The organism is Sphingomonas sp., assembly GCF_030145815.1.
In the GTDB taxonomy this organism is placed as follows: Bacteria; Pseudomonadota; Alphaproteobacteria; order Sphingomonadales; family Sphingomonadaceae; genus Sphingomonas.
In genome coordinates this window covers 37,963-52,021 of the sequence record NZ_JAIXHL010000015.1, presented here as the reverse complement: position 1 = coordinate 52,021, position 14,059 = coordinate 37,963, and the positions used below count along the sequence as shown (strand labels likewise).

Annotated in this window: 13 protein-coding genes; 7 read left to right on the top strand and 6 right to left on the bottom strand. The window is 62.5% G+C overall.

Annotated elements, in window-relative coordinates; translation table 11 throughout:
• Positions 1 to 106 precede the first annotated feature (106 nt).
• Complete coding sequence (locus tag KYX69_RS14360) at positions 107 to 2,539, top strand: TonB-dependent receptor (RefSeq protein WP_300498486.1); 2,433 nt, start codon at positions 107 to 109, stop codon at positions 2,537 to 2,539.
• Positions 2,540 to 2,821: 282 nt separating this feature from the next.
• Entirely contained in the window at positions 2,822 to 3,106 is a 285-nt protein-coding gene (locus KYX69_RS14355) for a hypothetical protein (RefSeq protein ID WP_164523208.1), read from the top strand.
• Between the two features lie 29 nt (positions 3,107 to 3,135).
• Here KYX69_RS14355 and KYX69_RS14350 read toward each other — a convergent pair whose 3' ends face one another.
• Positions 3,136 to 3,780, bottom strand: coding sequence for a TetR/AcrR family transcriptional regulator (locus tag KYX69_RS14350; protein WP_164523207.1), 645 nt, complete (start codon positions 3,778 to 3,780; stop codon positions 3,136 to 3,138).
• 10 nt (positions 3,781 to 3,790) lie between these two features.
• On the bottom strand, positions 3,791 to 4,459 hold the full coding sequence (locus KYX69_RS14345; protein ID WP_126003412.1) for an SDR family NAD(P)-dependent oxidoreductase: 669 nt from the start codon (positions 4,457 to 4,459) through the stop codon (positions 3,791 to 3,793).
• A gap of 140 nt (positions 4,460 to 4,599) precedes the next feature.
• Here KYX69_RS14345 and KYX69_RS14340 point away from each other — a divergent pair, with 140 nt between their 5' ends.
• Complete coding sequence (locus KYX69_RS14340) at positions 4,600 to 5,322, top strand: enoyl-CoA hydratase/isomerase family protein (RefSeq protein WP_126003411.1); 723 nt, start codon at positions 4,600 to 4,602, stop codon at positions 5,320 to 5,322.
• Here the strand turns inward: KYX69_RS14340 and KYX69_RS14335 are convergent.
• Positions 5,309 to 6,241, bottom strand: a complete 933-nt coding sequence (locus tag KYX69_RS14335) for a nitronate monooxygenase family protein (protein WP_300498482.1) — start codon at positions 6,239 to 6,241, stop codon at positions 5,309 to 5,311. The two genes, KYX69_RS14340 and KYX69_RS14335, sit on opposite strands and share 14 nt — an antisense overlap.
• A gap of 185 nt (positions 6,242 to 6,426) precedes the next feature.
• On the opposite strand from KYX69_RS14335, the gene KYX69_RS14330 reads away from it, so the two are divergent.
• From KYX69_RS14330 to KYX69_RS14315, 4 genes are read left to right on the top strand one after another with little or no spacing between them, the layout of a single operon-like run.
• Entirely contained in the window at positions 6,427 to 7,206 is a 780-nt protein-coding gene (locus KYX69_RS14330; RefSeq protein ID WP_126003409.1) for an SDR family NAD(P)-dependent oxidoreductase, read from the top strand.
• 11 nt (positions 7,207 to 7,217) lie between these two features.
• Positions 7,218 to 8,039, top strand: coding sequence for an enoyl-CoA hydratase (locus KYX69_RS14325; protein WP_300498479.1), 822 nt, complete (start codon positions 7,218 to 7,220; stop codon positions 8,037 to 8,039).
• A gap of 13 nt (positions 8,040 to 8,052) precedes the next feature.
• Entirely contained in the window at positions 8,053 to 10,251 is a 2,199-nt protein-coding gene (locus KYX69_RS14320; RefSeq protein WP_300498478.1) for an acyl-CoA dehydrogenase family protein, read from the top strand.
• A 47-nt stretch (positions 10,252 to 10,298) separates the two neighbouring features.
• Entirely contained in the window at positions 10,299 to 10,976 is a 678-nt protein-coding gene (locus KYX69_RS14315; RefSeq protein ID WP_126003406.1) for a TetR/AcrR family transcriptional regulator, read from the top strand.
• Positions 10,977 to 11,028: 52 nt separating this feature from the next.
• Here the strand turns inward: KYX69_RS14315 and KYX69_RS14310 are convergent, their stop codons facing one another.
• From KYX69_RS14310 to KYX69_RS14300, 3 genes are read right to left on the bottom strand one after another with little or no spacing between them, the layout of a single operon-like run.
• A complete protein-coding gene (locus KYX69_RS14310; protein ID WP_241231063.1) occupies positions 11,029 to 12,252 on the bottom strand; it encodes an amidohydrolase family protein in 1,224 nt (407 codons plus the stop codon).
• A gap of 29 nt (positions 12,253 to 12,281) precedes the next feature.
• The gene (locus tag KYX69_RS14305) at positions 12,282 to 12,686 is read right to left on the bottom strand and encodes an OB-fold domain-containing protein (RefSeq protein WP_300498475.1); all 405 of its coding nucleotides are present in this window, start codon (positions 12,684 to 12,686) and stop codon (positions 12,282 to 12,284) included.
• A gap of 22 nt (positions 12,687 to 12,708) precedes the next feature.
• On the bottom strand, positions 12,709 to 14,037 hold the full coding sequence (locus KYX69_RS14300) for an amidohydrolase family protein (RefSeq protein WP_126003404.1): 1,329 nt from the start codon (positions 14,035 to 14,037) through the stop codon (positions 12,709 to 12,711).
• Positions 14,038 to 14,059 lie beyond the last annotated feature (22 nt).

Genomic DNA, 14,059 nt, shown 5'->3' with positions numbered 1-14,059 from the left:
ACAGGAATGTGCTGAAACCGTCCGCCGCATGGCCTAAGAACCGACATGCTGTATGTTACTCAAGAGCCGGACCAGATACGGCCATGATGGACCCGAGGGAGGGGATATGAAGCCTGTTTCCAAGCGCGCCTTGCTGACCGCAAGTGCAATCGCCGCATTGATCTCCACGCCTTCCTTCGCCGCGGACGAGCCTGTGGCCGGCGCGGCATTGCCGGCCCAAACGGCCGGGCAAACGGCTGCGAATCCGGGCGCGCCGGCCGCACAGGACGACGCCGGCGCGGCAGAAATCGTCGTGACGGCCCGCCGCCGCGAGGAAGCCCTGTCGCGCGTTCCGGTTGCCGTCACCGCATTCGACAGCTCAATGCTGGCCGAGCGTTCGATCACCTCGATCGATCAGCTGACCCAGGCGACGCCTGGTCTCACCTATGGCCGCTCGGGCGGCAGCGCCAACCCGCAGATCGTGATCCGTGCGCAGAGCCGCTCGAATATCGGCGATGCCGCGCAGCCGGTTCTTACCTATTTTGCCGATGTGCCGCTTCCTTATGTGGCCAGTGTCATCCCGACCTACGATCTTTCGTCGGTCCAGGTTCTGAAAGGGCCGCAGGGTACCCTGTTCGGCCGCAACTCGACCTCCGGCGCGGTGCTGGTCTATCCCACGGCGCCGTCGCACGAACTCGGCGGCTATCTGTCGGCCAGCTATGGCAATTACAACGCGATCGTTGTCGAAGGCGCGCTCAATGTGCCGATCGTCCAGGACAAGGTTGCGATCCGCGTCGCCGGCCAGCGCAACAAGCGCGACGGACACACGATATCCCAGGTCACCGGGCAGGATCTGAATGACATCAACGACACGTCGTTCCGCGTGTCGCTGCTGATCGAACTCGGCGATTTCCAGAACACTACTGTCTATGACAACATCCGCTGGGAGCGGCAGGGCGACGCTGCCGTCCTGACCTATCTTTATCCCGGAACGATCACGCCGCGCTTTCCCGGTTTCAACACTTTCTTCGATTGCGGCACCTCGGCCTCCTGCGATGTCGATCTCGCGCTCGCGCGGCAACAGGCGGCGGGGGTTCGCAAGAACTTCACCGCTCCGCGCGTCTTCCAGAATGTTCAGCTTCAGGGCTTGTCGAACACGACCACGCTCAACCTCGGCAACATCACGCTGAAGAACATTCTGGGCTATCGAACCGCCTATCACTACAGCATGACCGATACCGACGGCACCGAGATGGGGCTGACAACGGCTGAGAATCTTCAGGATTTCAGCCAGTTCAGCGAGGAGTTCCAGGTCCAGGGAAGCTTCCTCGAGGACCGGCTCGATACCATCTTCGGCGCATTCTATCTCAAATCAAAGCCCAGCGGCCGCACCGGTCTGATCGTCGCTCCCTTCACGCCCCGCCTGCCGGCTTCGCTTGTGCTGAGCTACCGTACGCAGGAAAGCAAAGCGCTGTTCGGACAAGCCAGTTTCAACCTGGGCGGCGGCTTCAAGATCGATGCGGGTGTCCGTCACACATGGGACAAGACCACGTCGTGCGCGACTGGCTATAGCGCGAACAATCCGTATGTTCCCGGCACGCCTGTCGCATCGCTCGATCAGTGCCGGAACGGCGGAACGCTCACGGTGAACGGCGCGCCCGTGACGGTGAAGGGGACACAAGCCGTCGCGGATTCCGCGGCGTGGACCTGGAACCTGGGCGTCAACTATCAGGCGACGGAGAGCATCTTCCTCTATGCTACCGTTCGCCGCGGCTATCGCGCAGGCGGCGTCAATACGCCGGTTCTTGGCGGGATCCTGACCCCGTTCCAGACCTATGAACCCGAGACGGTCGTCGATGCCGAGATCGGCATGAAGGCGCGCTGGTCTGCCGGCGGCGTGCGCGGCACGTTCAACATCGATGTCTTCCGAGGCACGTACAACGGATCGCAGCGAGGCGTTAACGGAACCAACAACAATTTCGATGGCGACGGTAATCCCAATAACGACCCATCGGCCGGTACGATCATCATCAATGCCGGCAAGGCGCGGGTGCAGGGCTTCGACATCGACGCGACGATCACGCCGACACGCGGCCTCACATTCGGCGGCTTTATCAGCTACAATGATGCGAAATATCTGGATACCGGAACCCCGGCAGTCCTTGCATCGCGAAACGCCTTCCCCGCCAAGCCCGAGGACACAGCGTTCCCCTATGCGCCGGCGCTCACCCTGGGCGGCAATGTCAGCTATGAAACCTCTCTCGGCCCGGATATTGGCGGCCTGACGTTCAATGCCGATGTCTATCGGGCGAGCCGGACCTATTTCAGCCCCTTCAAGAACGACAAACAGTTGAGCCAAGGTGCCTATGCGTTGGTTGGCGCGCGGCTGGACTGGACCGATGTCGGCGGAACCCCGCTGACGCTGGGCGTCTTCGCCCGCAACCTGTTCAATGAAGTCTATGCGGTCGGTGGTGCCAATACCGCGACTTCAGCCGGGTATGCGTCACTGTTCTACAACGAACCGCGCACCTATGGTGTTCAGGCCAAGCTGAAATTCTGACACCCGACTGACGATTGTCATGACGAGACGGCGGGCCTTGCGGTCCGCCGTCTTCATTTGCGGGCCGATGACGATCGAGGCCGAACATTATAGCGAACAAGAGCGATCATGTTCGGTCGCGATGATCCCGCTTCCCGCTCGACGCCCTTCCCAAAGCAAGAACAGACAGCCTACTCGTTAATTCTGACAATCCATCAAGAATACGATTGCAAGCCATGCTGCATCGCGGCAAGTGCGAGTTGTTCGTGCTGTCCGCGGACAGGCTTGGAGACCGATCAAACCATGAAACCCTATCTGACGTGCATGTGCGCGGCACTCCTCTTCGCCGCGCCGGTGCAAGCATTGGCAGCGCAGGCCGCGCCCGCGGCTACGATTGCCGTAAAGAAGAACCAAACGATCATCGACGCCGACGGCCGCGTGCTGGGCAAGGTCTATGAAGTGAATGATGCGGGCGGCTTCGTTACCTTCACCGCGCAGATGAAGGTGTATCGCGTGCCCATCTCGACGCTGTCGGCCGAGGGGGCGCGGCTCAAGACCAGTCTGACCCGCAAGGCGATCGGTCTCTGAAGCGCAGGGGCCGGCGAGCCGGCCCCTTCCTAACCTTGCGGAGCGATCATGCGGGTCAATATGCGCGCCTGCGCGGCGCGGATACGCTGCGCCGATATAGTCAGCCGGGGTTCCCGGTGCACCGCAGCAGCGAGCCGTTCAATCGATGCGAATAGCACGATGCTCTCGGCATAGGCATCGGTTTCATCCAGCGGGGGCTCCAGATGCGGCGCCCGCTTCAACAACTCCCAAAAGCGGCTGAGCACCGCTTCCGCCCATCGGCCGCGTAACTTGGTGAACCTTGGATCCCCCCGGTCCGCCTCCATCATACGATAATAGAGCACCGCATTGTGCCGCTCCCATTGCTCGGCAAGCATCTTCAGGAATGCCTCGCTGTCTTCCGCGACCCGCGCGTTGCTGCGGAAGATGTCGAGCTTCGAAAATGCTGCCAGCATGTCTTCGGTCGCCGCCTCGCTGAGCGCATAGAGAATATCCTGCACATCGCGAAAATAGACGTAGAATGTTGCCGATGCGGTTCCGGCCTCGGCGGCGATCGCCATCGCGGTGAGATCTATCGGCGAGGTCGAAGTGAGCAACAATGCGGCCGCGTCGACCAGGCGCTGACGCGTCTCGCGCCCCTTGCGGCCCAACGCGTGCGGCGACGAGGATCGAAAGAGAGCATCAGCACGCGTCATGATGTGGAATCTAGACGCCCGCTGTACCGAGTGAAAGCTTGATACCAGTCCCGGTGATCGCTGCGGCATCCTGCGAGACCAGGAATGCCACCACCGCCGCCGCGCTTTCGAGACTCACCCAGCCCGCCGGATCGGCGTCGGGCATGTCCTTGCGGTTGGCCGGCGTATCGAGGATGGTCGGCAGAATTGCGTTAACGCGAATGCCCCTGTCCCGAAGCTCTTCGGCAAGGCTCTCGGTCAGCGCCATGACGCCTGCCTTCGAGGCCGCATAGGGCGCCATGCCCATGCCTGGCGCGGCGGATGCCGCCGCGCCGACATTCACGATCGCACCTGATTTCAGGTGAGGCAGCACCGCCCGCGAGCTGATTGCCGCGGTGCGCAGGTTGATGCGATACATCGCGTCCCAGCTTGCCATCGACCCGGTTTCCACCGGCTCCCAGGTGAAACCGCCGGCGACATTGATCAACGCATCGATCTCGCCCAACGCACCCGCCGCCTCGGAGAACGCTGCCGCCACCGCCGTTTCATCGGCAAGATCAACACCTGCGATGACGCGGTCCGCGTCACTCTCGCCCGATGCGATATCGACTGCAACCACGCGATGCCCCCGGGACTTCAAGGTCGTCACGACCGCGCGCCCCAATCCGCCCAGTCCCCCTGTGACGATCACATGTCCCATCGCTATCCTCCAATACACTCGATTCTACGCGATCTAACCCGATCGCCCGCTGCCGCCAACGCAACCAGAAAGCATCGAATATGCGATGCTCTAACCGGCGCCTTGCGCTGCGGACTGCGGAGATAGGAAGGTGAGCCGTGATGAGGATAATGCGGACCGATGACCGCGATGTCGCGGTGCTCATGCTCAATCGCCCGGAGCGATTGAACGCGATCGACACCGCGATGCTGGCTGAGCTCAACACCCATCTCGACACGATCGAGAACGATGCCAGCCGCGCGTTGGTGATCACAGGTTCGCCGCGCGCTTTTTGCGTCGGTTCCGACCTCAAGGAGAAGGGCGCGGATGGCGAGCTGCGCATCCGTCACATGCATGCGTTGATCCAGCGGCTCCGGGCATTTCCGAAAATCGGGGTCGCCGCGCTTTCCGGCTACGCATTGGGAGGCGGGCTCGAAATCGCATTGGGACTGCAGTTTCGGATCGCCGACCCTGATGCCGTGCTAGGCCTGCCCGAGGTGAAACTCGGCTTGATACCCGCTTATGGGGCGACGCAGATCTTGCCCCGCCTGATCGGCGAGACGCGGTCGCTCGACCTGATGCTGAGCGGCGACCCGATCGACCCGGTCACCGCGCTGGCCTGGGGGCTGATCGATCGGATCAGCGAGAACGTGATCGAGGCCGCAGTCGAATTCGCACTGCAACGCGCAGGCAACCGTCCCCCTGCCGAGGCCGCGATACGTCAAGCGGTACGCGCGAGCGGGATGCCGCTTGCCGAAGGCCTGGACGTGGAGCGCGAACTGGCGATCGCGACGTCTGGAAGCAATGAGGCGAAGGCCGCGCTCGCGGCCTTCAAGGCACGCTAACCGCCCCGATCGCGGCCGCGTAGTCGGTAGACCAGCGTTCGACCAGTTCGGCGACGGACGGCACGTCCGTGATCGCACCGACGCCCTGCCCGGCGGACCAGATGTCCTTCCAGGGTCTGAGTCCGCGTTCGTCAAGCACGCGAAGCGGGCCGGTCGCGGCCTGAAACAAGGCCGGGTCGAGTCCATTGGCAGCGAGCGATCTGGTCAGGAAATTCGCCGGCGTCCCGGTGATCCCGCGTGTCGCCAGCACATCCTTTGCGCGCGATGCGATGAGCATCGCGTGATAGTCGGGATGTACCGATGCCTCCCGCGTCGCGATGAAGCGGGTACCCATATAGGCAAGATCTGCTCCCATCATCCGCGCTGCCGCTACATCCCGCCCCGTTGACATGCCCCCGGCCAGCAGAATGGTGCCGTCGAATACGGCGCGCACCTCGTTCAGCACTGCAAAGGGGTTGAGCCAGCCAGTGTGCCCCCCGGCACCCGCCGTCAACACGATCAGGCCATCGACCCCCGCCTGCGCTGCGATCTCGGCGTGGCGCGCGCTGGCGACGTCGTGAAAGACGGTGCCACCATAGTCATGTACCGCCGCAACGACATCATGATCCGCTCCGAAGGAGGTGATCACGAGCGGAACCTGGCGTCGCACTGTAATCGCCAGATCTTCAGCCAGCCGTCCATTCTGCTTGCCGACGATGAGGTTCACGCCATAGGCGGCATCAGTCTCATCCAACGCAGCGCCGATCTGCTCGAGCCAGCTCTCATAGTCCGCCGCGCTGCGCGCGTTCAGTGATGGGAAGGTTCCGATGATCCCTGCCTTGCATGCCGCGATCGTCAGCGCCGGATTTGAGATGAGGAACATCGGCGCCACCATCACGGGTAGCTCGAGATTGCACCGAAGCCGTTCAGCGATGGCCATGTCGATATCCTGTTGCCCCGCGCGAGCCTATCGGATGCGGACGCCGTTTAGTATCCTTGGCGCGACGCATCACAACCATGCGCTTGGCTGCCGCTCCATTGCGCAGAGACGGCGCGAGACATACCGCAATGTCCGACAGGCTGAAGGGGCCGATACGTTCACAATGCTTCCTGGAGCAGACGCTTATGAAACTCGATTCCTCGATTTCCGCGATCGTCACCGGCGGTGCCTCCGGCCTCGGGCACGCAACCGCGAAGGCGATCGCCGAAACAGGCGCGAAAGTCGCCATTTTCGATCTCAATGAGGAACTGGGCGAGAAGGTTGCCGCCGAAATCGGTGGCATTTTCTGCAAGGTCGATGTGCTGTCCGACGAGTCAGTCGATGCGGCGTTCGAGAAGGCCCGTTCGGCAAATGGCCAGGAGCGCGTGCTGGTCAATTGCGCCGGGACGGGCAACTCGATCAAGACTGCCGGCGTCGACAAGAAGACCGGTGAGATCAGGTATTTCCCCAGCGACAAGTTCGCCTGGGTTTTGATGGTCAACACGGTGGGCACATTCCGCTGCATCACCCGTTCGGCGGCGGGCATGCTGACGCTCGACCCGGTGGACGGGGAGCGTGGCGCGATCGTTTGCACCGCATCCGCTGCAGCCCAGGACGGGCAGATGGGTCAGGCGGCCTATTCAGCGTCGAAGGCGGCTGTGGTCGGCATGACGCTCCCGATCGCGCGTGATCTCTCCGGCTCGGCGATCCGCATCAACACGATCATGCCGGGCATTTTCGCGACGCCGCCGATGCTGGGCGTGCCGGACAATGTGCGCAGCGTACTGGAGGCATCGGTCCCCTTCCCGAAACGCTTCGGGGCCCCGGCTGAATATGCCAGCCTGGTGCTGGAAATGGTACGAAACGGCTATTTCAACGGCGAGACCGTGCGTCTCGATGGCGCCATCCGCATGCCGATGCGCTGAGGAGCAGCAAGATGAGTTTTATCCTGTACGAAGTCCGCGACCGCGTTGCGATCGTCACACTCAATCGGCCCGAGGCGAACAACGCGCAGCACCCGCCGCTGCTGACGGAACTGGACGCCGCGTTCGACAAGGCGATCGCCGACGACAATGTCCGGGTCATCGTGCTGAACGCCAGCGGCAAGCATTTTTCGGCCGGCCATGACATCTCCGCGGAAGTGGTGAAGCACGAACCCTGGCTGTCGATGTTCGACGATGTCAGCGCGAACGGCCTGCTTCGGATGTACCGCTGGGAAAGCAAGCATTTCCTCGGCTATTCGAACAAGTGGCGCAACCTTCCCAAGCCCACCATCGCCGCGGTTCAGGGGGCCTGTGTCGCGGCCGGGCTGATGCTGATCTGGCCGATGGATCTGATCGTCGCGGCCGACAATTCGCGCTTTTCCGATCCCGTGATCAACATGGCGATCGGCGGCGTCGAATATCACGGCCACACTTGGGAGTTCGGCCCCCGCAAGGCCAAGGAAATGCTGTTCACCGGCCGGTGGATGAATGCCGAAGAGGCCGAGAAGGTCGGCATGATCAATCGCGTCGTCCCGCTTGAGCAGCTGCATGAAGCCACGCTGGCATTGGCGAACGACATCGCGACCAAGCATCCGCACGGCCTGCTCATGGCCAAGCGCGCGGTCAATCAGACGATGGACATCATGGGACAATATGCCGCGATCCAGGCGTGCTTCGACACCCATTCTCTGGGCCATGCCAATGCCTGGGCCGCCGAAGGCCGGGTCACGCTCGCCAATCTCGAAGAAATGACTGCAGTCAACAAGAAGGCCTGAAGGATTCCGTCCAATGAAGCTTGCCCTCTCCGAAAGCCAGTCGATGCTGAAGGACACCGTCGCCCGCCTGTTCGCAGACGAGGCGACGCCGGAGCGGCTGCGCGCCGCCGAGGATACAGGGGTCGATCAGGCGCTGTGGGACAAGCTGGTTGAGCTGGGCATTGTCGGTATCCGGGCGATCGAACCGCAGGATGGCGGGATGACGCTGATGGATGCGGCGATCGTTGCCGAGGAAGCGGGCCGCCATGTCGCGCCCGTGCCGCTGATCGAAGCGATCGTGGCGATCGCGCTGCTGCACCGGCTGGATGCCCCCGCCGCACTGTTGTCCGCGGTCGATAGCGGGGCGATCGCAACACTTGCGCTCAACCCGGTTGCGCCGGGTGTGGCCCAACCGGTGCTCGGCGGGTCGCGCGCCCATGTCGTGCTCGCGCTTGACGGAAACGACCTCGTCGCCCTGACCGGGTTGAATGCCGCGAAAGCGCCTAATATCGCCGCCGCCGCGGTCGCCAATCTCGATCTGTCGAGCGGAGCGGGCGAGCGGTTCGTGCTGGCGACCGGCGACACTGCGATATCGCAGTTCGCCGCCGCGGGCGAGGAATGGAAGGTCCTCACCGCTGCCTATCTGGCCGGCCTTGGCCGCCGGGCGCTCGAGCTCGCCGCCGCCTACTCGGTCGAGCGCCATGCCTATGGCTCGCCGATCGGCGCCTATCAGGGCATTGCGCATCCGATGGCCGACGCGGCGACGCATATGGACGGGGCAAAGCTGCTGGCATGGCGCGCCATTGCCTCGATTGCAGCGGGCGATGCCAAAGGAGGCGCGCGCGCAGCGATGGCCTATTGGTGGGCGGCCCATAGCGTGGACCAGGCGGTGCAGCATTCGGTGCGTACCTTTGGTGGCTATGGCCTCAGCCTGGAATATGACGTCCAGCTCTATTTCCGTCGCGCCAAGCTGCTGTCGCTGATCGCAGGCGACCCCAATGCCGAGCTCGACCGCATCGCCGCGCGCCTTTGGGACGGCGAGACCGTAGCCCTGCCCCGCGCCGGGGAGGTGGAGATCGATTTCGAATGGGGAGCAGAGGCCGACGCCTATGCCGCCGAGTTGCGCAGCTTCGTCGAAGGGCAGATGGCCCCCGATATCGCAGCGAAGAAGCATCACTCCACCGCGGGCCACCATCCCGGCTTCCACAAGAAGCTGGCCGAGGCTGGCCATGCCTATCCAGACCTTGGCGCCGACGGCCAGAAAGTCCGCAGCCGCTACGAAGTGATGGCCGCTGCACCGATGTGGGAAGATATCGGTTGGACCCGCACGCCGATCGCTGTCACCGAGTTCGTCGCCAAGATGGCGCAACTCTGGTCGCAGCCGGAAACAAAGGAAGAGATCGTCGGCGCCATCGCCCGCGGCGAAGCATTGGGCGCGCTCGGCTTCTCCGAGCCGCAATCGGGCTCGGACGTGTTCGGGACCAAGTTCAGTGCCGTACGCGAGGGTGACGAATGGGTGCTGAACGGGCAGAAGATGTTCACCACCAACGGCCACCAGGCTGACTATATCCTGATGCTGACCCGCACCGACAATAGCGGCAAGAAGCACCAGGGCCTGACGATGTTCATCATGCCGATGAAGCTGCCCGGCATCGAACTGCACCCGGTCTATACACTGCAGGACGAGAAGACGAACATCACCTACTTCACTGATGTCCGCATTTCGGATCGCTACCGCATCGGCGAGGTCGGCGACGGCGCGCGCGTCATGGCATCGGCGCTCGGCTTCGAACATGGTGGATCAGGCTATCACGCGGCGCAGACCGCAATGATGCGCCGAGCCCTCGCCTGGGCGCGCAAGCCGAGCGGCAATGGCGCGGCGCCGATCGACAACCCGTTCCTTCGTCGCGTGCTGGCTCGTGCCGCAATCAACGACGAAGTGGCGGATGTGCTCTGCCGGCGCCAGGTGTGGGCGGATGTCGAAGGCATCCACGACATCAGCTATGGTCCGATGGCGAAAATGTTCACGACTGAAACCATGTACCGGGATGCCAGCGCGATCGTCGAGGCCGGCGCACCCGGGTCGCTGGTGCGCGGTGTCGACCCCGACATGGACTATGTCGAAACAACGATGCGGCGGGCCATCGCCATGACCGTCTATGGCGGCACCAGCGAAGTGCACCGCAGCCTGATCGCCGAGAAGTCGCTGGGCATGCCCAAATCGCGAAGCTGAGTCCGCCCGCGCTTGACAGGGAGCGTCTCGCGGCGTTCCACAGCGCGATGGACGAGACGAACAAGCATGGACAGTCGATCGGCCGCAAGGGAGCCGAAAGCCGGCGGCGGTTGCTCGATGCGGCCCGTCAGCTGATCGCGGTCGAGCCGGCGCACAAGCTGACGGCCAGTGCCATTGCCCGCGCTGCGACACTGGCTTCGCAAACATTCTATTTGTACTTCAAGGATATCGACGAGATCCTTCTGGCCCTCAGCCATGAGGCCGGGGCAGACATGGATGAGGTCCAGGAGGCGCTACGCGGCGACTGGACATCGGCCTCGCCTGCAGAACATGCGACGCGCTTCATCGATGCCTTCAGTGCCTATTGGGACCGGCATCGAGCGATCCTCACGGTCCGCAACTATTTGTCGGACAGCGCGCATCCCGCCTTCCTCGCCGTCCGTCAGGAAGCGGCAATGCCGCTGATCCATGCGATCGCCGAACGCATCCTCGCGGCGCACCCTGACGATGTCGATCCGAAATCGGCACTGGCGCGCAGCGTGATCATCTATTCGGCGATCGAGCGCATGGCGGCGCGTCCTGCAACGATGCGACAGAATCCTGCGATCGTCGCGCCGGATGACCTGAAACAGGCCGAGATCGACATCCTGACGTTGCTGTTCACGCCGACCGTCAAAGGCTCGCCCGCAGATCGCGCGATCGCCTCAGTTCGCCAACAGGCATAGAGAAGCCGCCCGGACCCAGGGTCCGGGCGGCATAGCTTGCCTATCGCGATGTTCAGCGCTTGCCTTCGAGCAGGCCCTTCAAGTTGCTGCTCATGAACATCTCCTGTTCTGCCGGCGTGAAATCCTTCACCTCGTGGAGGAAGTCGAGCGGCATTGCGAGCCCTTCGGCATGCGGCCAGTCGCTGCCGAACACCAGGCGCTCGACCGGGACGAATTCGCGCAGCTCGTTCAGGTCCTCCTCGTAATAGGGCTCGACGAACACGCTCTCTCGGAACGTATCGATCGGATGGCGCTTGAAGGCCTGCGGCATCTGGCCATGGGCGCGCTTGAACATTTTCATCAGATGCGGAACCCAGATCGAGCCATTCTCGGCCGACATCCAGCGAATGTTCGGGAAGCGATCCATCACGCCATGCGCGATCAGCGCCGCGATGGTGTCGGCGATCGAGCGCCCCTGCGTATCCATGCATGCCTTCAACGGATCCGAGCGGTCGAACGCGACCATTTCGTTGGCGCCGCTGCCCCACCAGCGATAGATCTGATCGTAGCCGCTGTCGGACACATGCAGGACGACGAAGATATTCGATTCGTTGACCTTGCCCCAGAAACGGTCGAACTCGCGAAGGCCAGGGGAACGCGGGCCGAACAGTCCGGGCACCGGCGCCGGACGGATCAGGATATGGCGTGCGCCATGCTTCAGCGCCCAATCCAGTTCCTGTTCGGCCTTCTCGGCATCGGCCAGCGAAATATAGGCGCAGGGATAGAGCCGGTCCTTGTAGTTGAAGCTCCATTCGTCGAGCACCCAGGCGTTGAGTGAATGAACCAGCGCCGCCATCAGTTCGACATTGTTGCCCATATGCCCCTCGATGATCGAGGCCAGGGTCGGGAAAATGAGCTGGGCGTGCACGCCTTGCTCGTCAAGCAGCTTCAGCCGGGCTTCGGGATTGCCGAACTCGGGCTGATAGGCCAGCGGATCGCCGGTGAGCTCGCGCAGCGTCTTGCCCTCGGCATTCTCGCCACGATACCAGATTTCATGGCTGCCCGGCGCGGCGACGACCTCGAAGGTCGGGTTGGGTATATATTCGCTGATATGCCCGTTGATCGCCAGCTTGGTGCGGCCTTCGACCTGCACATACTGGAAATCCTTGTGAAACTGCTTGGGCAGATGGCGGCGGAACGTGTCCATCGTCTCATAGAGATGTCCATCGCCGTCATAGACCGCATAGGGCAAAATGCGGGTTTCGGGTTCGCGTTCAAGTACAGCCGTTACAGCCACAATCTCTCTCCTTGATCGCCGCAGCCGTATCAGGCCGCGTTGCGCATTGCTTCGGGTTCGAACATCGGAAGCCAGATATCCTCATCGTGATCGAACGTGACTCTGACACGCATGCCGATGTGGACCTGATCGGATGCGATTCCGCATATGTTGGTAGTGAGCTGAAGCCCGTCCTGTTCGTCCAGCCGAACGACGCCGATGACATAGGGAACCTCGAGGCCCGGGCCCCACGCCTTCTCGTTCACCGTATAGCTGAACACCGTGCCTCGTCCGGACAGCGGCTCGGGGGCGAGATGCTTGGTCAGGCATTTCGGACAGACCGGTTGGGGCGGATGCACCCAGAGGCTGCAATCCTGGCATCGCAGCATGCGCAGCACGCCGTCTTCGCCGCTTGTCCAATAGAAGCGGTTCAGATCGTCGAGCCTGGGCAGCATCCGCTGATAACCGGCACCCATCTCACTCGGCCGCTTCGAGTTCGCCGTCCTGCTTGGCGACGTCCATGAACATCTTGGTGATGTCGCCCGAGGTCACCCGGCGCGCGACCTCGCCCTCGGCGAGTGGGGCGGGTCCGCCATAGCTTCGGGGCGCGGTGTCGATATGCTGGGCTGCCTTGCGCAACTTGCCGACGGTGCAGTTCTCCCGGCCGCCCATCATTCCGAAAGCGTCGAAGTTGAACAGGCGCAGCGCATTGCCATGGGTGATCTTCTCGATCGCCGTGTCGGAAATACCGCTCAGCGTCGCCCTCAGGCGGTCGGCCGATTCCGGCCACACCGTATCGGAGTGCGGATAATCGCATTCATAGGCGACATTATTCTCGCCGATCTTGTCGAGATTCTCGAGGCCGAAGGCGTCGTCGATGAAGCAGGTCAGGAAATGTTCGCGGAAAACGTCGCTCGGCTTCTTCTTTCCGAAATCGGCGTGAGTCCAGGCCTTGTGATGTTCATGGACGAAGTCGGCTCGCTCGAGGAAATAGGGAATCCAGCCGATCCCGCCTTCGGACAGCGAGACCTGGAGCGGATAACGCTGCAATGCCTTGAGGTGCAGCCAGTCCGCCGCTGAATTGACGATCGAGATCGGCATGGTCGTGATCCAGGCATCGATCGGCGATTCCATCGATGCATGCGGGGCCTGCGCGCCCGATCCGATATGAATATTGATCACGATGTCGTGGTCGGCGCACGCCTTCCAGAGCGGTTCCCAATGCTCGTTGTGAATGCTCGGCTGTCCCTTGAGCGAGGGATTGTCGCTGAAGGTGATCGCGTGACAGCCCTTTGCGGACACGCGCTTGATCTCTTCGACCGTAGCATCGATGTCCCAATAGGGCACCAGCGCCAGCGGGATGTTGCGGCCCGGATGGCTGCCGCACCATTCGTCGATATGCCAGTCATTATAGGCCCGCAACAGCGTCAGCGCGTTCGCCTTGTTGTCGAACTCGTGGAACAGCGCGCCGTCGAAGCGGACCACGCTGGGGAAGTTGAGCGACGCCAGGATCCCGTTGGCGTTCATGTCCTCGATGCGTGAATCGATGTCCCACGCGCCCTTGCGCATCTGCTCGAACGAAACCGGCTCGCAGCCATATTCCTCTTTCATCCGGCCGACGACGGCGTTCAGCCCGATCGAGCCGGTGCGCTTGCCCTCGTACAGCCAGAAATCCGCGCCGTTAGCATCCTTGCGCAGTTCCGGCTTGATCGCCTTGTGCTGCACCGAAAGATGCTGGTCGTACATGGTGGGCGGCTCGACGATATGGTCGTCGACGCTGACGATAATGAGATCCTCAACCTTCATGGCATCGATCCTCTTCCTAAAA